We start from the raw sequence: 21,360 nt of genomic DNA on the forward strand, positions 1-21,360 counted from the left end.
GACGGAGACGTGGCAGCACCTTGGCCCATTAGGGTAGCATTTGTTCTTTGCGGAGAAAACGTTGGAGACAAGGCAGTGCCTGGCCTCTACAGAAACAACAAACATAGGGAACGCCATAATCTGCGTGTATAAACATCCCCTAAAGTGCGCTTTGGAAAGGCTGTTAGCTAGGAAAATCCTAAAAGCAAGAGGAAACAGCTGTTGGAATTTTAGATTGAAACCCGCAACAGCGTGGTTGATCTGGTGAAAAGAAACTGCCGTTTCAGTACTGCTTTCTGTAAAACAGCCCTAAAACGGCAGAAACCTATATCTATAAAATTCTTTAAATCTGATTCGCTTCTTCCTCTACCACCAACGCCGTTACTTTAGAGAAATCGGCCAGGTAGGTAGTGTCCAGAATATCACAGGTAGCGTCACGCACGCGTTTCATGAGCAAACGAATCTCACAGGTAGCTTCATCCACGCATTCCTCGCATTTGCGGTAATACAGGTGGCTCACACAGTGCACAGGGGCCAATGGTCCATCTACCATCCGGATGACGTTGCCTACGGAAATCTGCGCTGGGTCTTTGACCAGGGTGTAGCCGCCGTTCTTGCCGCGGGTGCTCTGCACAATCTGCTGCACCTTCAAATCCACCAGAATGGCTTCCAGGAACTTGCGCGGAATACGCTCGGCGGCGGCAATCTCAGAGATGAGCACCAGACCGCGGTCATGCTGCTTCGCCAAATAAAGAAGTGCTTTGAGGGCGTACTTGGCCTTTTTTGAAATCATATAGGGGTAGAGAAAACGCGTTATTAAACCGCCTTCACCTTGAACTTCTTCTGTAGCTCCTGAATGGAAGCCTTGAATTTTTTATCGGTATCGATCAGGTCTGAAACCGTCTGCACCGAGTGAATCACTGTTGAATGGTCGCGGCCCCCAAAATGGTACCCGATGGACTTAAGCGAATGGCTGGTGTACTCCTTCGCGAAATACATGGCCACTTGGCGTGCCGTCACAATCTCTTTCTTGCGGGTTTTAGCTTTCAGTGAATCTAAACTCACCTGGAAATACTCAGCTACGGTTTTCTGGATAAAATCCAGGTTCACCTCGGTCTCCACATCCTCAATGATGTGTTTCAGGGCCGCTTTCGCTAATTCCAGGTCAATCTCTTTGCGGTTCAAGGAGGACTGTGCAATTAACGAAATTAATACCCCTTCCAGTTCCCTTACGTTGGTATCCACGCTGTAGGCGAGGTACTCAATCACGTTATCGGGGATGTGGATACCATCTGACTGCATCTTTTTGTAGATGATGGCCATACGGGTCTCAAAGTCGGGGCTTTGCAAATCGGCGGTCAAACCCCACTTGAATCGGGACAACAGACGTTCTTCCAGGCCTTTAAGATCGCGCGGAGGACAGTCTGAGGTCATTACAATCTGCTTGCCGCTTTGGTGCAGGTGGTTGAAGATGTGGAAGAACATCTCCTGGGTTTTCTCCTTGCCGCTCAGGAACTGCACATCGTCAATGATGAGGATGTCTACCAGCAGGTAGAAGTTGGCAAAATCCTGCACGTTGTTCGTCTTCAAAGACTCAATGAATTGGTTCACGAATTTCTCTGAGGACACATACAGCACAAACTTGTCTGGATTATTGCTCTTGATGTGGTTGCCAATGGCCTGAACCAGGTGGGTTTTGCCCAATCCTACGCCGCCATATACCATTAGAGGGTTGAAGGAGGTGGTACCGGGCTTGTTAGCGACCGCATATCCCGCTGAACGGGCTAGGCGGTTGCAGTCGCCTTCAATATAGTTCTCAAACGTGTAGCTCTGGTTCAGCTGCGAGTTGAAGAAGTGCCGGTCAATGGCTTTCGACTCAAACGGGTTCTTCAGGAAGCTACGCTCAGGGCTATAGGAATTAGCCACGGCCGTAGGCACCTTCTTGGTAGGGATGTTGACTGTCTGAGGCTTGCTGTGGTCGTTGCCCTGGTCTACAATGATGGAGTACTCCAGACGGCCTTCTGAGCCCAACTCCTGGAACACCACTTTCTTCAGGAGACCCACATAGTGCTCCTCCAGCCACTCATAGAAGAATTGGCTGGGCACCTGTATTGTGAGTACGTTTCCGGCCAAAGACAAAGGGACGATCGGCTCGAACCACGTCTTGTAGCTCTGCTCGCCAATGTTGTCTTTGATAACCTGTAAACAGTTATGCCAGACGGTTGTACAGTCTTTTACCATTAACATCGCTTCTTCCAATCCCGCTTTAGTTGAGTGACGAATTTTTCAGGGGGTTACAAAAATGGGAAAAAACTTGAGAGAAAAAAACTTGAAGATTACGAAAAATTGACACGGTCATTCAGAGGCAGCACAGAAGCCGTAGAAGCCGTTTTTGCCTTGTTTTTTCGATCGAAGGTAAAATCTATGCGGCCCAGGTTGATCCCTGACCAGCCCACCTGGTTTACCAACGTCACGTGGCCGTTGGAATGGGTGAATTTCTCAGGCTCGTCCAGGAACGTGTGGGTGTGCCCGCCTATGATCAAATCAATGCCGGTGACTTGCTGGGCCAGCTTTCGGTCGCTAATCTTATCGTACTCATAGGTGTAACCAAGGTGCGAAAGACAGATCACTAAATCTACGTTCTCCTTTTCGCGCAGGGTTTGCACCATGCTTTGAGCCGTTGCCACCGGGTCCAGGTACTTCGTGCCGGCGTAGTGGTTGTCAGCTACCAAACCCGCCAACTGGATACCAATCCCGAACACCCCAATGCGGACGCCTTCCTTCACAAACACTTTATAAGGCCTAAAACGGTCTTTGAGGATGGTGTCTGAGAAATCATAGTTGGCGATCAGGAACGGGAAACCGGCGTGCGGCAGTTGTTTCTGCAGCCCTTCCAGGCCGTTGTCAAAGTCGTGGTTGCCCAGGGTAGCAGCGTCATAGCCCATTTGGGTCATGAGTTTGTACTCCAGTTCGCCCCCGAAGAAGTTGAAATAAGGCGTTCCCTGCCAGATATCACCGGCATCCAGCAATAACACATTGGGCTCCTGTGACCTGATCTGCTTCACCAAAGTAGCCCGACGGGCCATGCCGCCCATGCCGCCGTTCTTGCGGCCATCGTTGGGGAACGGGTCAATGCGGGAGTGCATGTCATTGGTGTGCAAAATAGTAAGCTTGATTGGCGCAGAAGCGGCATTCCCGATACTGGGAAGCCCTAACACCGCCAGGCCAGCCGTCCCGGCCAGGGTATTCTTTATAAAATCACGACGATTCATTGTCTTTGAAGATATTAGATGCTGGATATTAGATTTTAGACCGCTATTAAGGAATCTAAATTCTAGTATCTAACATCTATTGTCTAACATCTAATTTAGCACTTTCACGCGGCCGTCTTTGCGAGAGACCACGGGTTTGCCTTGGGCCGTAAGTTGTTTGATATGGTTCATGATGGCATCTCGGGCCAGCAAACCGGTTTTCTCTGTTTTAAGGGCCTTTTTCAGGAAACCCATGTTGTCGCCGCCATTGGCCAGGTAGTCTGAGATGGCCAGGGTATAGGTTTTAGTTAGATCCAAAGGCTTGCCCCCGATGACAATGGTTTCGGCTTTCCCGTTGCGCAGGGTATAGGTGGAGTTAGCGACGAAGAGGATTTTGGTGCGGGCCGCAAAGTCAAAGAGTTCCTGCACGGTCTCGCCCGAGAGCGTGAGCACCAGCATTTCGTTTTCAAAGGGCATCATCTCGAAGACATCGCCCACGGTCACTGGGCCTTTATCCAGAGGATTACGCAGGCCTCCGTTGGTCATGCCGCCCATGTCAATCGGCTTGCCGTACACAGCCATGGTTTGGGTACGGCTCAGATCAGCCACGAAATTCCCCAGCGGTGATTCAATCTCGCCCCGATCAATCGCCTCGGGTGACTGCCCGATTACCTCGTTCATGGTTTGGTCTACCCGCGTGCGGTAAGGCGAGATGGTATGCTCAGCGGTGGAGTCGGCCGGAACCTGGGTATTGACGGGAATATCGGTGATCTGGGAAAGGCTGGCGGAGGGCGTTAATTCCTTTTGGCAACCCACCAGCGTAAGGGCGATTCCCATACTGAGGGTAAGGCGACGGGAACGCCAATATGAAAATAATGACATGTTAAAATACTGATTTTAACAAAGGTACGGGGGCTGGTCTAAAAAATCTAACGGCGTTTCTGCGGTGGCTTGGGCATCCTTTGGCTAAAACAGGCTTAAAAACGACTTTCCCCGTCTGACGGACTCTGCTTTAACCACTTGACTTTTAATCTGTTTATCGTTAAACTTGTTTCACTTCTTTTAAAAGCTCAATGGAATAGGTTCACAAGCACAGGTATCAAATATGCTTCAATTCATCAGGATTCCTCTTCTTCCCTTCGGGCACCGTCAACATCAGCAGTTACCAAAAGGTTGCCCTTCCTACCCCCTTGATGACAAGGAAGATAAAAACACCGGTACTTCCTTAAAAGCTTCTTTTTTCCAGAGGAGAACGTTGTTTCAGTACTTAACGCAACAACGAGTCACGACCAACCCGCCCACCGAAACAGTTCTAACAGTGGCGCGTACTACACAATCCTTGAGATCCTCTACTCTCCCGAGATTATCTGTGTAGTAAGAAAACAAATGTTCGTTTTAGCTGTTTCCTTAACTCTTTCTCACCGGAGAAAGGATTAGGACCTTAGCTATTTTTATCACCCACAATCCATCCATAACCATCACTGCCATGAGCACGTCCTATTTACAGTACAGTAAATTCATCCTTTTAAAAGTTAGTTTTGATGCAGCCTTGTTTGAAAAAGAGTTTAGAAAATGCCTTCGTCTGTTGCTCACCCATGAAATACGGGAACTAAAGCGCTGGTGCCGGGCCACTTTCCCTAAGAGTTTCAGGGGTATCATGGGCCGTTGCTTCCGGTATTTCTGGCGGACCAAAGCCACTGGGGTTGTTACCTCCAAAACAGCGAATCCCCTTACGTAGTCTTTTTTTTAAAATAACCTTATACTTCCCCCCGCGGCATCCCCGCGGCAACTCTTTCAAAAGAGTGGCCGCGGGGATGCCGCTTTTAGGCCGGTTTCCTAAAAAACACCCCCAAAACCCAAATCACACCCCAGCCCTTGTCTTTTCTCTTTTAAGTTGCCCATGCTCCGCTTGGGTGCACGGTTTCCTGTTTTACCGTATCTTGCAGGACTCAACTTAAAGGCCCTTCCATGGAAACCGAAAACAAACTTCCTGCCCACGCCAATGTTCCGCTTGCCAACAAGGTGCTGCTGGTGCGCCCCACCCGATTCGGGTCAAACCCTGAGACTGCGGCCACCAACAGTTTCCAGCAGGAAGTTCCGGCCGGTGCCGCCGCGCAGGTGCAGCAGAAAGCCCTGGATGAGTTCAACCAGTTTTTGCTGAAACTTTGGGCGGCCCGCATTGATGCCGTGGTGTTGGATGATGTGGAAGACCCCGCCACCCCAGACGCCGTTTTCCCCAACAACTGGATTTCATTCCATAAAGGCGGCAAAGTGGTGTTGTACCCCATGCTCTCCCCTACCCGCCGGCTAGAGCGCCACCCAGATCTGCTTACCCAATTGCAGGAAGAGCACGGCCTGGTATTCAAGGAAGTCATTGACCTCACTCCTTTTGAGAACGAAGGCAAGTTTCTGGAAGGAACGGGCAGTCTGGTCCTGGACCGTCAACACAAGATCGCCTACGCCTGTCTTTCAGAGCGCACGCACCTGGAGCCGCTGCAGGCCTTCTGCGAGAAACTTGATTTCCGGCCGGTGGTGTTCCATGCCGTTGACGCGAATAACCTGCCCATTTACCACACCAACGTGATCATGAGCATCGGGGCCGATTTTGCACTGGTGTGCCTGGAAGCCATCCCCGACGAAGAGGAACAGGGACTTCTGTTAGAGGCCTTGGTAGACACGGGTAAGGAGATCATCGATCTTTCCTTGGCCCAGGTGAAGAAAATGGCTGGCAACATGCTGCAGGTGCGCAACAAAGCCGGCGAACCAGTGTTGGTGATGTCAGACAAAGGCTATAAGGCCCTGCGCAAAGACCAATTCGAGGCGCTAAACCAGCTTACCAAAATGGTACGGTCAGACCTCCGCACCATTGAGGCCCACGGCGGCGGAAGCGCCCGCTGCATGCTGGCCGAGATTTTTGTTTAATTGTTAGTTGTTCCTTGCTGATTGTTTTATAAACAGCAATCAGCAATCCTGTTTAAAGCTTGTTCTGGGCGCTGGCGCTTTGGTAGTCTGGAAGCATGGCTTGGTGCTGGTACCAAAACAATTAAAGGTTCAAAATCGCTTGCTTCAGCTTCTGGGCGTCTGACGTGGCGTTTCCCCCAATGGTATTGTTGAAAAAGCACCACACCGTTTTCTCATCCAGAAGCCAGTCCTGGGCCATGTAACTGAATCGCTCCAGTTCCTCATCTGGGTAAGCGCCGCGGTACAACTGCTCATGGCCGTGCAAACGCATGTACACCGTATCTGTGGTGGCAGCGGCCAGAGCGGGCCATTTCTTTCCGGCACTGATCACCACCAACGAGATATTGAACTCCTCCAGCAGTTCCAGCACTTCCTCGGTGTGCCAGGACGCGTGCCGCACTTCCAAGGCAAAAACGGTGGAGGGGTAGAGATTGCGCAGAAGCGTGAAAAAATGTTTGGCTATGAGCTCATTGAAATGAAAAGATCCCGGTAACTGCACCAACACCGGGCCCAGCCGATCGCCCATAAGCAGGAACCGATCCATCCACTTGCGCAGCGGGTTTTCAATGTTCTGCAGGCGGTTTTCGTGGGTGATGGAGCGGTGCAGCTTAGGCGCAAACTTAAAATGGGCAGGCGTAGTTTCCAGCCATTTCAGGATGGTTTTCTCCATGGTGAAATGGTAGAAACTGCTGTTGACCTCGGTACAATTGAAGTGCTCGGCATAAAACGGCAACATCTCCGCCGATTTCAGGTCTTCTGGGTAAAAGATGCCGCGCCAGGCATAACTCCAGCCCGAGGTTCCGATGTAGAGGTGATCTTGTGCGATGTCCATGCTGCATACAGACGCAGAACTGTGCATGGAGGTTTATTTGCACTTTGAAGTTTACATTGACGGCTTGCTTTCCTGATTAGCTTGTGCAGGCGGAGAACCGTTGTTTACTAAAAGCTACCCTGTGTACGTAGTTCGCTTGAGCTGGCGTGGAGCCGTTTTTTTACGTGGGTGCATAAGCTTTATTGTTGCATCGCTGGGCTCCGAGCGCTCACGCCCGCGCGGCCCCGCCTTCCTCCCTCGCGCTGCGCCAGGTTCCTTTGCTCCTTTCAGTCGCAATGCATAGCGGTACCCGAACCTGACAAGGCGCTCAACCCAAAGGCTGGAAAAGGAAATACGTAACGACAGCGTTGCATCCTCACACTCCCACATGGTTCAAATCTGTGACTTGGCCCTACCATGGCCTCAAGTTTGTAACTGCCGTGAGGCGGAGGCCTCATGGGGCTTTTCCCGAAACCAATGGTACGCAAGATTAAATAAAACCTAACCTGCTCCTGTGGTTTACAAAAGGCACAACCATTGAACAAAATCACCTTTCCCGATTAAGGCGGCTGTGGGACGATGGCGTTTGCTGGGGGGAAGAACATGCCGGTCTCAGCACTCTTCAGGCGTTTGATTGAATACTTACGCACACAATCCTGTTTCTGCTTTGTTTTCCTAAAAACAGCCTTTAAACCGCCATCGTATTTCCGTTGGATGCCGTAAAACAGTTCGGGCAAAAAGCTATCTTTACCACATCATACGCCTGCCTTCTCTATGACGAACCCAACCTCTTCTGAGGCATTATTCCCGGAGTTTGACCCTATCACGGCCGAGCAATGGATTGCCAAAATAAAACAAGACCTCAAAGGCGCCGACCTCGCTGACCTGCACTGGCAGAGTTACGAAGACATCACGGTCGCCCCTTTTTATACCAAAAACAGTGTGCCGCCCAGCGGAACCCTCAACACCACTCCGGGGCAGTTCCCGTACCTGCGCACCGCTAAAACCGACAAGAACAGTTGGCTGAACCTCCAGCCCGTTTACACCTCGGGCAACGGCCGTGAAGCCGTAGACAAAGCCGTGGACGCCCTCACCCGCGGAGCCGATGGCATCCACTTCATCATGGAAAACGGCTCCCACTTTGACGCCGATTACCTGATTGAGCACATTGATCTGACCAAGGTACCGGTCTCGTATACCTTTTCTACCGAGGCTGCCAATTTCCTGCATCACCTTATCACGGGCTTGTACCGCAGGCGAATTTCCCTGGCAACGCTTAACGGTTTCCTGAAGTGCTCTCCCATCCTGTCATCTGAAAGTTACAAGCAGTTAGACATGGAACATGCCATGCACCTGCTGGAACAGACCCTGGATGCGCCTAATTTCTACGCACTCACCATCAACGGATCGCATTTCAGCAACAAGGGCGCTACCCTGGTGCAGGAACTGGCCATCACGCTGGCCATTGCCGTGTGCTACACCAACAGCCTCACCCAGGAAGGACTGCCGGCCGAGAGTATTTTCCGGAACATGCAATTCCACCTTACCGCAGGCACTAACTACTTTTTTGAGATCGCCAAATTCCGGGCAATCCGGTTGCTGTGGGCGAAGGTGGTGGAAGCCTATGAGGTACCCACCCAGGCGGCCGCGGCCCTCCGCATCCACGCTTCTACCTCGCGCTGGCACCAAACCACCCTTGACCCGCACACCAACCTGCTGCGCCACACCACTGAGATGATGAGTGCTATTATGGGTGGCGTGAACTCGGTGGAAGTGGAGCCCTTTGACTCCACGTACCGGCAGTCAAATGCGTTCAGCGAGCGCATTGCCCGAAATATTCCTATCATCCTGAAGGAAGAAGCCTACCTGGACCAAGCCATTGACCCTGCGGCCGGCTCTTACTACCTGGAGTACCTTACCCGCCAAATCGCCTTGAAAGCCTGGGCTCTGTTTCAGGAAATTGAGGCGTTGGGCGGCTTTATTCCGGCGTCTAACGCAGGTTTTATCCAGGAACTGATCAAAGAGACCAGCAACCAGAAATTCAAGGACATCGCCAGCGGCAAAGAGGTGCTGGTGGGCACCAACAAGTTCCCCAACCCCAAGGAGCAGCACGAGTATGACCCCGAGCAGCTGATCCAGAGCAAACAGTTTGATAATACCCGCGCGGCGTACTCGTACGAAGTCATGCGCCTGGCCACCGAACTGTATTTCAGGAAGAAAAACCGTCGGCCACATGCCGTGGTGGTGCACATGGGCAAAGCCATTCAGGAACACATCCATGCCTCTTTTGCCCGGGAGTTCTTTACCTGTTCAGGCTTCACCACGCAGGTCCTCAAGTATGAAGATGTCTCGGAGGCCATTGCCGGCGTGCGAACCCTGGATGCGCAGGTGATTGTCATGGCAGCGCCAGAAAACCAGTTCAATGAATTCTCCGAGGCTTTCGCCAAAGGCATGCGTGCCGACCGCCGTCAAGGTCCGGCCTTGATCCTAGCCGATGACCCCATGCACCTGAAAGAAGAGCTTCGGGCCAACGGCTTTGACGAGTTCCTTTTCCAGGGCTGCGACATCAAGGAAATCATTTCCCGCATCCAGGAGCGATTGGGGGTGTAAGCACCTGGCTTTCGTTCTAAATCTTGCTGCCTGTATAAAGCCTGTTTCGGGGCTATTTTCTAAAAAATAGCCCCGAAACAGGAAATCACCGATTCAACCTAAAAAGGCTCCTATTCTTTCTCATTCTACTTTCACCAATCTCTCCTTCACCCATCCTATGGAAAACCACACCGTCATCGCCTCTATTGAAAATCCTGTTGAAGCCGCCAAAAAAGGCTTAGACGGTCAGGTAACCGCCTGGAACGCCGGCAACCTGGAAGAAGCGATGGATTTCTACTGGAACTCGCCGGAGATGCTCTGGATCAGTAAGAACGGGGTTGAGAAAGGCTGGCAACCGGTGCTGGAGATGTTCCAACAAGACTTCAAGGATCGCAGCACCATGGGCACCTACACGTATGAACCGTTGCACCTGGAGACAATGGGCAAAGAAGCAGCCCTTTACGTATTCCGCTGGAAGATTGAACTGGACGGCAAACGCCTGATGGGCAGCGTTTCCTCGCAGGTTTGGAAGAAGATGAACGGGAAATGGGTGATTACCTCAGAGCATGCTTCTTAAAGAGTCCTTTAAAGAGTCCTGAGTCTTGAGTTCTGAGCCTTGAGTTGCTCAGAATGTCTCCCCAACCGTCATCCTGAAAGGAATTGGTGGGCGAACTAAATAGGCCAGGTTATGGAACAGCTTAGAAATATTTCAAAAGGAATGGAAGGATTGATCAAACCAACAAACCCGAAGAGGAGCTTCTATGCTTAGTTACTCAGATGCCGTCCGCCCACCAGCCCCTTTCAGGATGACAAAAGTGAGGAAGTAGAAAGGAAAGATTAGAACAATCTTCAAGTACAGTTAAGTGCTACTTGATACATGATACAAACCACATGAAACCAGATTTCACCAAGATACCATTTACGTTTTCGGGCTCAGAATTAGGAAAGGAGCCCGAAACGAAGCCAAGTACCTGGAAGACCGCTGAGCGATTACCGCTTCAGAACTTCTATACCAAGGAAGACACGGCGGCCTTTGAGCACCTGGATTTTGCCGCTGGCTTGCCGCCGTATTTGCGCGGGCCCTACAGCACCATGTACGTCAAGAACCCTTGGACCATCAGGCAGTACGCCGGTTTCAGCACCGCCGAGGAATCCAACGCCTTTTACCGCCGCAACCTGGCTGGCGGGCAGAAAGGGCTATCGGTGGCGTTTGATTTGGCTACGCACCGGGGCTATGACTCAGACCACCCGCGGGTAGTGGGTGATGTAGGAAAAGCAGGTGTGGCTATTGACTCTATCCTGGACATGAAGGTTCTGTTCGATCAGATTCCGCTGGACCAGATGAGCGTGTCCATGACCATGAACGGAGCCGTGTTGCCTATTCTGGCGTTCTACATTGTGGCGGCAGAAGAGCAGGGCGTCAAGCCGGAGCAGTTGAGCGGCACCATCCAGAATGACATTCTGAAGGAGTTCATGGTGCGCAACACGTACATCTATCCGCCGGAGCCCAGCATGAAGATCATCGCGGATATCTTCGCCTACACCTCCCGGCACATGCCCAAGTTTAACTCCATTTCCATCTCGGGCTACCACATGCAGGAAGCCGGCGCCACGGCCGATTTGGAGTTGGCCTACACCTTAGCCGATGGTTTGGAATACGTGCGCACCGGTTTGGCCGCAGGCATGGATATTGACACCTTCGCGCCGCGGTTGTCGTTCTTTTGGGCCATCGGCATGAACCATTTCATGGAAATTGCCAAAATGCGCGCCGCCCGTATGCTGTGGGCCAAACTGATCAAACAGTTCAACCCCAAAAGCGATAAATCCTTGGCCTTGCGCACGCACTGTCAAACCAGCGGCTGGAGTTTGACCGAGCAGGACCCGTTCAACAACGTGGCCCGCACCACTGTGGAAGCCCTGGCCGCTGCCTTAGGTGGAACGCAAAGTTTGCATACCAACGCCCTGGATGAAGCCATTGCCTTGCCCACAGATTTCTCGGCGCGCATTGCCCGCAACACCCAGATTTACCTGCAGCAGGAAACGCACATCACCAAGACCGTGGATCCGTGGGGTGGCTCATATTATGTGGAGGCCCTCACCCACCAACTCGCGCACCGCGCCTGGGACCTGATTCAGGAAGTAGAACGCCTGGGCGGTATGGCCAAAGCTATTGAAACCGGTTTGCCCAAGATGCGCATTGAGGAAGCCGCCGCTAGAAAGCAGGCGCGCATTGATGCCGGCAAAGACGTGATTGTGGGCGTGAACAAGTACAAACCCGAGCAAGAGGAGCACCTGGAGATTCTGGACATTGACAACACCGCTGTTCGTGAATCACAGTTCGCCCGTTTAGCCAAACTTCGCGAAAATCGGGATGAAAACGCTGTGTTTGCTGCCATGGACGCGCTCACCAATGCTGCTGAGACAGGCGAAGGCAACTTGTTGGAGCTGGCCATCAACGCCGCCCGCGTGCGCTGCAGCCTGGGCGAGATTTCGTATGCCTTAGAAAAAGTATTCGGCCGCCACCGGGCCACCATCAGATCCATATCCGGCGTGTACAGTTCAGAAATATCAGACGACGAGAATTTCGGCAAAGCCCAGGCGCTCGCCGATCAGTTTGCGGAACAGGAAGGCCGCCGACCCAGAATCATGGTGGCGAAAATGGGTCAGGACGGCCACGACCGTGGTTCCAAAGTAATTGCCACTTCCTTCGCGGATTTAGGCTTTGACGTGGATTTAGGTCCGCTGTTCCAGACGCCAGAGGAAGTGGCCCTGCAAGCCGCCGAGAACGACGTGCACGTGGTAGGCGTTAGCAGTCTAGCCGCCGGTCATAAAACCCTTATCCCGGCTTTGATCTCAGAATTGAAAAAATTAGGCCGCGAGGATATTCTGGTGATTGCCGGCGGCGTGATTCCGGCGCAAGATTACCAGTTCCTATATGATGCAGGGGTATCCGGGGTTTTCGGGCCGGGCACCGTGATCAGCGTGGCGGCGCAGGAGATTCTGGAGAAGTTGCTGAAGGGGTAAGTACCGAAACTTTTCATCTAAAGGAGTTTACCCGACTCGCTTAAAAATTCCAGGGGGTGGTAGTTATTACCACCCCTTTTTTGTTAAATTCCATAAATCAAACTCATTCCCCACGCATAAATGACTTTCAAACCTTAGGAACCACTTTGTCCTTAAAAGCGGATTCCCGGGTAGTTTTCCTAAAATAAGCTATAAACAAATTCTATACTCTAATGGAAGCCTTTACTCCAGATGTTATTGTCAGTCCCTCTAAACGGGTCAGGGACATGGTATTTAGTGAGGAAGCCACGGCTGAAAGCCTCATCAGGGAAACAGGGCTGCCACCTGCTACTACTGACATCCGCTTTCAACTCAAGGATGTTTACATCAAACGGAAAAGGGAAATTGGCAGGGGTGAGATTTATGTGGTCACGGTTATTGCGGATGACGCCTCTACGGAGCCGTTGCAGTTGGAGACCAGGGTCTTTGAACATGTAAAAAACAAAACCCATCTAAACCTCGGCCCCACCGGTCTCACCTGCTACCGGAACACCCCGGGTAAAATCCCGCGCTTCCTGGACTACCGCATCATGGTCATGGAATTTGACGGCGGTGCCCGAGATTTAGGGGCCGTTTTAACCGAAGTACAGGGAAACCAGCAGTTCCAGGAATTCAAAAATTCTATTTCTGGAATCACCAACTTAGGCGCCCCGCAAATTGCGTTGATCTCCGGGGCCACGGATTTTGCCCTTGCCTTGACGGCCAAGCTCTTGAAAGGCAACAAAGATGACCAGTTGTTCCTGGTACAGGGTTCTTTTGATAACACGTTTGATGCATTGGGCGTAACCGAAGGACTCATCACGCAAACCAATCAATTCGTAGAGGTCATCTATCAGGTACAAGCTATTTAGGCCCCTTTCCCCGGCATTGAGGAAGATGCTGGGGATTTTGGTTTTAGTAACCTGCTTTCCGTCCCTTTTCCAGAAAACAACCCCAAAACGTCTCTTCAGATTTTTCTACTTTTTCTTCCCTCCTCCTTTAAACCTTCATTCCTGGGATTTGTCTAAGCCTGCGTTGGTTCCACACTACGCAACCCTTTACACAACTTACAAGCAAACCTAGTATGAAGAAATTCTTATTGACGCTGGGGCTGGTGTCCTCCTTCGCGGGAGTTGCCATGGCTCAGGGTCGCACCCAGCCCGCCGATTCTACGCGCCGGGTAGCCGGGGCAGCCGGTATGGCAGGCACTGCCAACCAAAAGGCCAAACCCAAGCCGTATGCCGATGTCATCACCGACAAAGCCCAATCTAAATCAGGTTTTTTCAAGACCCACAAAGTAGAAGACAAGTACTTCTTTGAACTGGCAGATTCAGTTTTAGGCCGCGAGATTCTGGTGGTGAACCGGATTTCCAAGGCCGGTGCCGAGGTTCGGGCCGCATCCGGGTACGCGGGTGACCAGATCGGTTCTTCGGTGATCATGTTTGAGAAAGGGCCGGATGACCGTATTTTCATGCGGAAAATCTCTTACGCCACCTACAGCCCAGACAGCACCAAGTCTATGTACCAATCGGTGCAGCGCTCTAACGTGCAGGCTATTGTGGCTGCCTTCAACGTAGCCGCTTATAGCCCCGGCAACAAAGGCAGCGTGATTGATGTCACTGATTATATCAAAGGCGAAAACGAGATCTTCTCGTTCAGTAACGCAGCGGGCAAAACCCGTATCCGGTTAGGTAACTTCATCCCAGACCGCAGCTACATCCAGAACGTGCGCAGCTTCCCGCAGAACGTGGAAGTGACCACCGTGAAAACGTACGTGCTTACCCCTCCTACCACTGGTTTCGGGGCGGCTCCGGCAGGTGCTGGCGCAGCTAACTCTAACCTGAACGGTTCTTCTACCATCGAGGTAAACACCTCTATGGTCGTTCTTCCTAAGAAACCAATGCAGCCGCGTTACTTTGACCCGCGCGTAGGTTTCTTCACCGTTGGCTACACAGACTTTGATGCCAATCCGCAGGGCGTGAAGGAAATCCAGATGGTGAAACGCTGGAGACTGGAGCCCAAGGAAAAGGACATGGCCAAGTACAAGCGCGGCGAGCTGGTAGAGCCTAAAGAGCCGATCGTGTTCTACATTGACCCGGCTACGCCGAAGAAATGGGTACCGTATCTGATTGCCGGGGTGAACGACTGGCAGAAAGCGTTTGAGAAAGCTGGTTTCAAGAACGCCATCATAGGCAAAGAAGCCCCGAGCGCCAAAGAGAACCCGAACTGGAGCCTGGACGATGCCCGTCACTCGGCTATCGTGTACAAGCCTTCTGAGATTTCCAACGCCAGCGGACCCAGCATCTCTGACCCACGCAGCGGCGAGATCATGGAAAGCCACATCAACTGGTACCACAACGTGATGAAACTGGTGCACGACTGGTACTTCATCCAGACGGCGGCCATTGACCCACGCGCCCGCAAGATGGAGTTCTCAGACGAGCTCATGGGTGATTTGATCCGCTTTGTGTCTTCGCACGAAGTAGGCCACACGCTGGGTCTTCGCCACAACTACGGTTCCAGCTCAACGGTGCCGGTAGAAAACCTGCGCAACAAGAAATGGGTGGAAGAGCACGGCCATACCCCGTCTATCATGGACTATGCCCGTTTCAACTACGTGGCCCAGCCAGAAGACAACATCACCTCTAAAGGCATCTATCCAAGAATCGGGGACTATGACCTGTGGGCTATTGAGTGGGGCTACAGAATGCTGCCGAACGCCAAAAACGCGACGGCCGAGATTCCTATGCTCAACAAAATGACCATGGAGAAACTCAAGAACCGCCGCAACTGGTTCGGGACAGAGATCAACCCAGATGACCCACACTCTCAGAACGAAGACCTTGGTGATAACGCCATGAAAGCCTCTGAGTACGGCATCAAGAACCTGCAGCGTATTCTGGCCAAGCTTCCGGAGTGGACGAAGGAAGAAAACGAAGGCTATGAGAACCTGGAAATCATGTACGGTCAGTTGACGACCCAGTTCAACCGGTACATGGGCCACGTAGCCAAGAACATTGGTGGTATCTACGAAAACCCTAAGACAGTAGAGCAGGAAGGCGTAGTGTATGAGCGCACTCCGGCGGCCACTCAGAAAGAAGCCCTGGCGTTCCTGGACAAGCAACTGTTCACTACCCCTACCTGGTTACTGGCGCCAAATGTGTTGAACAACACTGGCTCTAACCCAATGGTAGTGGTTTCCCGCAGCCAGCAAGCCGTGTTGAACCGCCTCATCAGCAACAACACCCTGACTAAGCTGATCGCTGCCGAGGCCATGGACGGAGCCAAAGCCTACAAGGTAACGGACTTCTTCACCGACATGAACGGTTCTATCTTCAAGGAGGTGAAAAACAAGCAGGCCATTGACGTGTACCGCCGTAACCTGCAGAAAATGTACGTGCAGGAGTTGATTGACATCGTGAAACCTGCTCCGGCTCCAACCGGCGCTCAGGCTGCCCAAGGTGGCCGAGGTGGAAACACCGCTCCAACCATGGATGCCCGCACGAGCGATGTGGTTTCTGTGGCTAAAGCCGAGTTACGTAACATCAACAACCTGATCAAAGCATCGGCGGCTGGCCAGTCAGACTCCCTGAGCAACTACCACTTGCTGGATCTTTCTGACCGTATCAACGAAGCCCTGGACCCAAGAAGTTAATTCTTCCGGTTCTCGAATACAAAAAGCGGCGCCCCACCAGGTGCCGCTTTTTTGCGTTTAAATACAGGTAGAATCGGTTTGGGGCTCCTTTTCCTGAAACTGGCTCAGAAACGGAGGCACAATATATTTACTTTAAAAACGCTTTATAGGTACGATACTGGAGCTTGGGGAAAAGCCAATGAGAAGCAAGAAAACGCGCGAAACCAGGTAACAACTTTAGTATGAACCTCTTTGGTTTCTTCCCAGGCCAACCCCGCTCCGGCGGTGAAAGAAGGGAAGGCATGCTCAGGTTTCTGGCCTGCTTTTTGAAATCTACAGGCAAAATGAATGACGTTTTAAAAATGAAGAACCCCCACAGACTTTTACTTCTGCTTCCTTTTTGGCTCATTTCCCTGGCGGCTTTGGGCCAGAAAGAAGTTACGACCTGGTATTTCGGGCATAACGCAGGTTTGTCCTTCGCTGATCCTGCCAATCCGCAACCACTGAAAGACGGAAAGATGTTCAGTGAGGAAGGCTGTGCCGTGCTTTCAGATGCGCTGGGCAATCTTCTGTTTTACTCTAACGGCATGCAGGTCTGGAACCGCAACAAGCAGATTATGGCCAACGGCGATTCCCTCAAAGGCCACGAGTCTTCCACGCAGTCCTCGGTGATTGTGCCCAAACCCGGTTCATCGCACCTCTACTATCTTTTCACCACCGATTTCCAGGGCCAGAGCCATGGTCTGCAATACCACCTCATTGACCTGAGCCGCAATGGCGGCTTGGGCGAAGTGGTCTCTAAAAACAACCTGGTCTTTGCCCCGGTCACCGAGAAACTCACCGCCATCAAGCACCGCAACGGCCGCGACTACTGGATCATCACCCACCGCTGGAACAGTTCGGCCTTCTACGCTTACCTTATCACCCCCGATGGCATCACCTTCAAACCCGTGGAAAGCCACTTGGGCAGCATCCACTCCGGCGACAATGGCGCCACCATCGGGTACATGAAAGCCTCGCCCGCCGGAAACAAACTGGCGGTGGCTACCTGGGCGGCCGTGAACAAGATTGAGGTTTTTGATTTCAACAACGAAAACGGGAAATTAGCTTTAGCGGTGGATTTAGGCAAGTTCGATGAAGCCTACGGCGTGGAGTTCTCCCCTGATGGCACCAAACTGTACGGCGGTAAAAACGGCATTGCCGGCGGCGAGGCCCGCATCTTTCAGTTCGATCTGGCAGCAGGCACCAATGACGCGATCATCCACTCGGGCAAACAGGTGGCCAAAAGCATCAGCCGCAAGATAGGCGCCCTGCAACTGGGTCCGGACGGTCGTATCTACGTAGCCCGAAACAACAGCAACTGGCTCGGCGTCATCCGCAACCCCAACGCCCTTGGCCCCGACTGTGACTACAAAGACAGCGGCATTAAACTAGGAGACCAGAAAAGTGCGTTAGGCTTACCCAACTTTCCTGCATTTTACTTCCAGAACCTGGCCCCCTCCACAAGTGCCGTTCTACCGGCAAAGTAGCTGCCTCAGGTTGTCGGTTGCGGCTGGAGTTACAAAATTAAGAAACCGGTTTCAGCGCATTGGTCCTGGCTTGCTTTTCTTGGGGTAGACCCTCATGCTCCAAGCCCCACAGGTTGAACGCAATTCTGGGATGGCTTCCTGCTTTTCTGGCCAGTTCTGAGGAGAGCAGCGTCATGCGCTCAATGGTGCGGCTGTTTTTGAGCAAACCCGCATCCAGAATCCGGAAGGGCAACTGCTTCAGCAACTGCATCACCGTTTCTCGGGCTGTCCCGCTGTTGGAGGCTACATAGACGTCGCTCTTCAGGCCTTGCAGCACGGGGGCATCAAACACCACCCAGTACGTATTTTTAAAGGCAGTGACCACATGGCTGTCAGGGATAACTTTCTGCAGTTCCTCGGCTGCGGAGGTGTCGTAAGCGGTGGTGAAATCATCAAAGTTCTCATTGAAGGGATTGGAGATGTCAATGACTATTTTCCCTTCCAGAACTTTTCTGTGTTCCTGCGCCCAGGCCAGCAGGTCGCTGAACCATAAGGTAGGAATGATAACATCGGCTTGGAGTGCCTCTTCCAGGGGCACTGCCTGTAAGGAAAGGTCCAGTTCTTCAATCACGCTTTGGGCGTGCGCTATGTCTCTACCAGTGAATATAACCTGTGTTCCATAGGCTCGGTAAAATGTCTTGAGCAGGCCCTTGCCCATGCGCCCAGTGCCAATAATTGCTACTTTCATCATCATGCAATAGTTTGTTTGTAATAAGATAAGCCAACTCATGCTTAACCCCTATCAGGGTTTGGCTTTGGGAGAATATTTCCCGCGTGTTTTCCAGGTAGAGGGTTTACCCGGTAAAATCTCCTGCCTTGGGCCGGCTACTTACTGCATCCTGTAATTCTTAGTCGCCCTTTTCGTATTTTTCGCGTACTTTCCTGAAATCAGCCTTAAAACGAGTGCCCAAAAGATTTACCCCAGATGAGTATGCCGCCGGAGTTCTGTCAGGGAACCGGGTACTCTTGAGCCGTGCCATTACTTTAGTGGAAAGCACCTTGCTTTCAGACCAGGAACTGGCCCATCAGGTCATGGAACAGGTGTTGCCACACGCGGGCAAATCTGTAAGGGTGGGCATTACGGGTGTGCCCGGAGTAGGCAAAAGCACGTTTATTGAGGCCTTCGGGAATCACCTGTTGGAGCAGCACGGCAAGAAACTGGCAGTGTTGGCCATTGATCCCACCAGTCAGCGTACCGGCGGAAGCATCCTGGGCGATAAAACCCGCATGGAAACGCTTTCCTCTAATCCTAACGCGTACATCCGCCCTTCACCAGCTGGAAAAACCTTGGGCGGCGTGGCCCGAAGTACCCGCGAAAGCATTTTGTTGTGCGAGGCGGCTGGCTTTGACGTTATTTTTGTGGAGACCGTGGGGGTAGGCCAGTCTGAGACGGCGGTGCACGAGATGGTGGATTTTTTCCTGCTGTTGATGCTGGCCGGCGCCGGCGACGAACTTCAGGGAATCAAGAAAGGCATCATGGAAATGGCCGATGCCATTGCGATCACCAAAGCAGACGGTACTAACCTCCACCCTGCCACCAGTGCCCAGGCCGAGTACCAGGGCGCTTTGCACCTTTTCCCGCTTGGCCCCTCTAAGTGGAGCCCCAAGGTGTCGGTGTGTTCAGCCTTCGAGAAAACGGGGTTGGGTACTATCTGGGAATCGGTGACGGAATATGTGCAACTAACGCAGCAGAACGGGTATTTTCAGAAACGAAGACAGGAGCAAAACATGCATTGGCTCAAACACAGCATCCGGCAGCAACTGGAAGAACGGTTCTACCAACACCCGGCGGTGCAGGCGCAATGGACAGCTATTTCAGGGCAAGTGACCCAAGGTCAGAAATCTCCTTTCGCAGCGGCCGCGGAACTGTTTGGGTTGCTTCCATAAAGCTGCGTTTCAGGCCTCTTTTCTAAAAAAAACCCTGAAAAGTAGAGACAAAGCGATGCCTTGTCTCCAAGCTTGCCCCTCCTTTTAACTTCTGGGGTGAAATTCCTGAATGATTTGCTTCAGGTAATCACGGTCCAGATGGGTGTAGATTTCGGTGGTGGTGATGGATTCGTGGCCCAGCATTTCCTGAACAGCGCGCAGATCAGCGCCGCCTTCAATCAGGTGGGTGGCGAAGGAGTGGCGGAAGGTGTGCGGACTGATGCTTTTCTGCAGACCTACTTTAGCTGCCAGGTCTTTGATGATGTTGAACACCATCACGCGGCTTAGACTAGCGCCTCGGCGGTTGAGGAACACAAAATCCTCCTGGCCTTTTTTGATGGTCTGGTGCCGGCGCACGCCATCAAGATACAACCTGATATATTTCAAGGCATCTTTCCCGATGGGCACCAACCGTTCTTTATTGCCTTTTCCGGTGATGCGCAGGAAACCCAGGTCTTCGTAGAGGTTGCTGATTTTTAGTTCGATGAGCTCGGTGACGCGCAGGCCAGAGCTGTAAAGCGTTTCCAGCATGGCCTTGTTGCGGGTTCCCTCTGGGGTGCTCACGTTTATGGCGTCAAAGAGAGCGACAATCTCCTCGTAACTGAGCACATCGGGCAGTTTGCGTTGGAGCTTGGGGGCTTCAATGGTCTCGGTGGGGTCTGCGTTGAGCAGGTCTTCCATGATCAGGAATTTGTAAAAGGCCCTGATGCCGGAGATAGTGCGGGCCTGCGAATGGGAAGTCATGCCCAGGGTATTGATCCATTCCAGAAATCCGCGCAGGTGGTGGGCTTCTACGGCTAGCGGACCGATGTTCTCATTGGTGACTTCAAAATACTGCACCAGCTTACGGACATCTCGCAGATAAGCCTCTACAGAGTGACTTGACAGAGATTTCTCCAGTTGGAGATACCCCTGGAATTGGGTAAGACTTACTGACCAGTTCATTATTGGGGGAGGTAAAAACTAAATATAGCTAAATCCTTATTAATTACAAGTATAGGTAAAAGGATATAGCTACCCAAAGGTAGTTATTCCGTACATTTGGTCATGACCCAGGCGCTAAAATTTAGGCACCTCCCAAACCACACAACTATGAAGATTCTTATACTTAACGGTCCAAACCTAAACTTATTAGGTCGCCGGGAAAAATCTATCTATGGATCCCGCTCTTTTGAAGACTATCTGGAGAAGGACCTCATCCCCGCCTTCCCCGGTTTAGAGCTGGAGTACTTCCAATCAAACATTGAGGGAGGGCTCATAGACAAACTGCATGAGGTGGGTTTCAGCTACCAGGGCATTGTCTTCAACGCCGGGGCGTACACCCATTCCAGCCTGGCGTTGGCAGATGCCATCGCCGCAATTGAAACCCCGGTGATTGAGGTGCATATCTCCAACGTGTTCGCCCGCGAGGCCACCCGGCACGTGACCTACATTGGCGGACGGTGCGTGGGCAGCATCAGCGGTTTTGGGTTGGAAAGCTATCGGCTTGCCTTGCAGTACTTTGAGCGGCAAAAGCCTAATAAGGTAGGATTTACATACACCAAAGCGTAACCAGCGTACGTTTTTCCCGTGTAGGTCATTTCAGCGGGGCCTGCATGG

17 protein-coding genes are annotated in these 21,360 nt (G+C 52.0%); 10 read left to right on the top strand and 7 right to left on the bottom strand.

Going from position 1 to position 21,360, the window contains the following annotated elements:
- Positions 1-322 precede the first annotated feature (322 nt).
- The 4 genes from EFB08_RS01090 to EFB08_RS01105 form a co-directional block, all read right to left on the bottom strand.
- Complete coding sequence (locus tag EFB08_RS01090; protein ID WP_123125065.1) at positions 323-772, bottom strand: RrF2 family transcriptional regulator; 450 nt, start codon at positions 770-772, stop codon at positions 323-325.
- A gap of 23 nt (positions 773-795) precedes the next feature.
- Positions 796-2,220 carry a chromosomal replication initiator protein DnaA gene (dnaA, locus tag EFB08_RS01095; protein ID WP_123125066.1) on the bottom strand — a complete coding sequence of 475 codons (1,425 nt, stop codon included), beginning with the start codon at positions 2,218-2,220 and terminating at the stop codon, positions 796-798.
- A gap of 95 nt (positions 2,221-2,315) precedes the next feature.
- Positions 2,316-3,251: a bifunctional metallophosphatase/5'-nucleotidase gene (locus tag EFB08_RS01100; protein ID WP_123125067.1), complete on the bottom strand. Its 936-nt coding sequence runs from the start codon at positions 3,249-3,251 to the stop codon at positions 2,316-2,318.
- A 90-nt stretch (positions 3,252-3,341) separates the two neighbouring features.
- The gene (locus EFB08_RS01105) at positions 3,342-4,112 is read right to left on the bottom strand and encodes a 5'-nucleotidase C-terminal domain-containing protein (RefSeq protein WP_227006159.1); all 771 of its coding nucleotides are present in this window, start codon (positions 4,110-4,112) and stop codon (positions 3,342-3,344) included.
- 604 nt (positions 4,113-4,716) lie between these two features.
- On the opposite strand from EFB08_RS01105, the gene EFB08_RS01110 reads away from it, so the two are divergent.
- Together EFB08_RS01110 and ctlX are read left to right on the top strand one after the other, a co-directional pair.
- The gene (locus EFB08_RS01110) at positions 4,717-4,968 is read left to right on the top strand and encodes a hypothetical protein (protein WP_123125069.1); all 252 of its coding nucleotides are present in this window, start codon (positions 4,717-4,719) and stop codon (positions 4,966-4,968) included.
- A gap of 230 nt (positions 4,969-5,198) precedes the next feature.
- A complete protein-coding gene (gene ctlX / locus EFB08_RS01115; protein WP_123125070.1) occupies positions 5,199-6,152 on the top strand; it encodes a citrulline utilization hydrolase CtlX in 954 nt (317 codons plus the stop codon).
- A gap of 121 nt (positions 6,153-6,273) precedes the next feature.
- Here ctlX and EFB08_RS01120 read toward each other — a convergent pair whose 3' ends face one another.
- Positions 6,274-7,050, bottom strand: coding sequence for a DUF72 domain-containing protein (locus EFB08_RS01120; RefSeq protein WP_123125071.1), 777 nt, complete (start codon positions 7,048-7,050; stop codon positions 6,274-6,276).
- Between the two features lie 726 nt (positions 7,051-7,776).
- Between EFB08_RS01120 and EFB08_RS01125 the strand changes: the two genes are divergently transcribed.
- The 6 genes from EFB08_RS01125 to EFB08_RS01150 all read left to right on the top strand — a co-directional run bounded on the left by EFB08_RS01125 (position 7,777) and on the right by EFB08_RS01150 (position 17,796).
- Positions 7,777-9,612 carry a methylmalonyl-CoA mutase subunit beta gene (locus EFB08_RS01125; protein WP_123125072.1) on the top strand — a complete coding sequence of 612 codons (1,836 nt, stop codon included), beginning with the start codon at positions 7,777-7,779 and terminating at the stop codon, positions 9,610-9,612.
- A gap of 157 nt (positions 9,613-9,769) precedes the next feature.
- Entirely contained in the window at positions 9,770-10,168 is a 399-nt protein-coding gene (locus EFB08_RS01130) for a YybH family protein (RefSeq protein WP_123125073.1), read from the top strand.
- A gap of 314 nt (positions 10,169-10,482) precedes the next feature.
- Entirely contained in the window at positions 10,483-12,615 is a 2,133-nt protein-coding gene (scpA, locus tag EFB08_RS01135) for a methylmalonyl-CoA mutase (protein ID WP_123125074.1), read from the top strand.
- A gap of 212 nt (positions 12,616-12,827) precedes the next feature.
- Positions 12,828-13,505, top strand: coding sequence for a hypothetical protein (locus EFB08_RS01140; RefSeq protein ID WP_123125075.1), 678 nt, complete (start codon positions 12,828-12,830; stop codon positions 13,503-13,505).
- A gap of 212 nt (positions 13,506-13,717) precedes the next feature.
- Positions 13,718-16,288, top strand: coding sequence for a zinc-dependent metalloprotease (locus EFB08_RS01145; protein ID WP_123125076.1), 2,571 nt, complete (start codon positions 13,718-13,720; stop codon positions 16,286-16,288).
- A 341-nt stretch (positions 16,289-16,629) separates the two neighbouring features.
- Positions 16,630-17,796 carry a YncE family protein gene (locus EFB08_RS01150; protein ID WP_123125588.1) on the top strand — a complete coding sequence of 389 codons (1,167 nt, stop codon included), beginning with the start codon at positions 16,630-16,632 and terminating at the stop codon, positions 17,794-17,796.
- Between the two features lie 37 nt (positions 17,797-17,833).
- Here EFB08_RS01150 and EFB08_RS01155 read toward each other — a convergent pair whose 3' ends face one another.
- Positions 17,834-18,529: an NADPH-dependent F420 reductase gene (locus EFB08_RS01155; protein WP_165864767.1), complete on the bottom strand. Its 696-nt coding sequence runs from the start codon at positions 18,527-18,529 to the stop codon at positions 17,834-17,836.
- A 209-nt stretch (positions 18,530-18,738) separates the two neighbouring features.
- Between EFB08_RS01155 and meaB the strand changes: the two genes are divergently transcribed.
- Positions 18,739-19,722: a methylmalonyl Co-A mutase-associated GTPase MeaB gene (meaB, locus tag EFB08_RS01160; protein ID WP_123125078.1), complete on the top strand. Its 984-nt coding sequence runs from the start codon at positions 18,739-18,741 to the stop codon at positions 19,720-19,722.
- 84 nt (positions 19,723-19,806) lie between these two features.
- On the opposite strand, the gene xerD is transcribed toward meaB, so the two are convergent.
- Positions 19,807-20,706, bottom strand: a complete 900-nt coding sequence (gene xerD / locus EFB08_RS01165) for a site-specific tyrosine recombinase XerD (protein WP_123125079.1) — start codon at positions 20,704-20,706, stop codon at positions 19,807-19,809.
- A gap of 147 nt (positions 20,707-20,853) precedes the next feature.
- Between xerD and EFB08_RS01170 the strand changes: the two genes are divergently transcribed.
- A complete protein-coding gene (locus EFB08_RS01170; RefSeq protein ID WP_123125080.1) occupies positions 20,854-21,312 on the top strand; it encodes a type II 3-dehydroquinate dehydratase in 459 nt (152 codons plus the stop codon).
- The last annotated feature ends 48 nt before the right edge of the window (positions 21,313-21,360 follow it).

This window comes from Rufibacter latericius (assembly GCF_003721515.1).
GTDB classification, from domain to species: Bacteria; Bacteroidota; Bacteroidia; order Cytophagales; family Hymenobacteraceae; genus Nibribacter; species Nibribacter latericius.

Coding starts and splice junctions, on each gene's coding strand:
- ctlX (WP_123125070.1), top strand. CDS start 5,199: ATGGAAACCGAAAACAAACTTCCTGCCCACGCCAATGTTCCGCTTGCC.
- EFB08_RS01155 (WP_165864767.1), bottom strand. CDS start 18,529: ATGATGATGAAAGTAGCAATTATTGGCACTGGGCGCATGGGCAAGGGC.
- xerD (WP_123125079.1), bottom strand. CDS start 20,706: ATGAACTGGTCAGTAAGTCTTACCCAATTCCAGGGGTATCTCCAACTG.
- EFB08_RS01100 (WP_123125067.1), bottom strand. CDS start 3,251: ATGAATCGTCGTGATTTTATAAAGAATACCCTGGCCGGGACGGCTGGC.
- EFB08_RS01110 (WP_123125069.1), top strand. CDS start 4,717: ATGAGCACGTCCTATTTACAGTACAGTAAATTCATCCTTTTAAAAGTT.
- EFB08_RS01150 (WP_123125588.1), top strand. CDS start 16,630: ATGAAGAACCCCCACAGACTTTTACTTCTGCTTCCTTTTTGGCTCATT.
- EFB08_RS01170 (WP_123125080.1), top strand. CDS start 20,854: ATGAAGATTCTTATACTTAACGGTCCAAACCTAAACTTATTAGGTCGC.
- EFB08_RS01120 (WP_123125071.1), bottom strand. CDS start 7,050: ATGCACAGTTCTGCGTCTGTATGCAGCATGGACATCGCACAAGATCAC.
- EFB08_RS01090 (WP_123125065.1), bottom strand. CDS start 772: ATGATTTCAAAAAAGGCCAAGTACGCCCTCAAAGCACTTCTTTATTTG.
- EFB08_RS01105 (WP_227006159.1), bottom strand. CDS start 4,112: ATGTCATTATTTTCATATTGGCGTTCCCGTCGCCTTACCCTCAGTATG.
- EFB08_RS01130 (WP_123125073.1), top strand. CDS start 9,770: ATGGAAAACCACACCGTCATCGCCTCTATTGAAAATCCTGTTGAAGCC.
- EFB08_RS01140 (WP_123125075.1), top strand. CDS start 12,828: ATGGAAGCCTTTACTCCAGATGTTATTGTCAGTCCCTCTAAACGGGTC.
- EFB08_RS01125 (WP_123125072.1), top strand. CDS start 7,777: ATGACGAACCCAACCTCTTCTGAGGCATTATTCCCGGAGTTTGACCCT.
- dnaA (WP_123125066.1), bottom strand. CDS start 2,220: ATGGTAAAAGACTGTACAACCGTCTGGCATAACTGTTTACAGGTTATC.
- scpA (WP_123125074.1), top strand. CDS start 10,483: ATGAAACCAGATTTCACCAAGATACCATTTACGTTTTCGGGCTCAGAA.
- EFB08_RS01145 (WP_123125076.1), top strand. CDS start 13,718: ATGAAGAAATTCTTATTGACGCTGGGGCTGGTGTCCTCCTTCGCGGGA.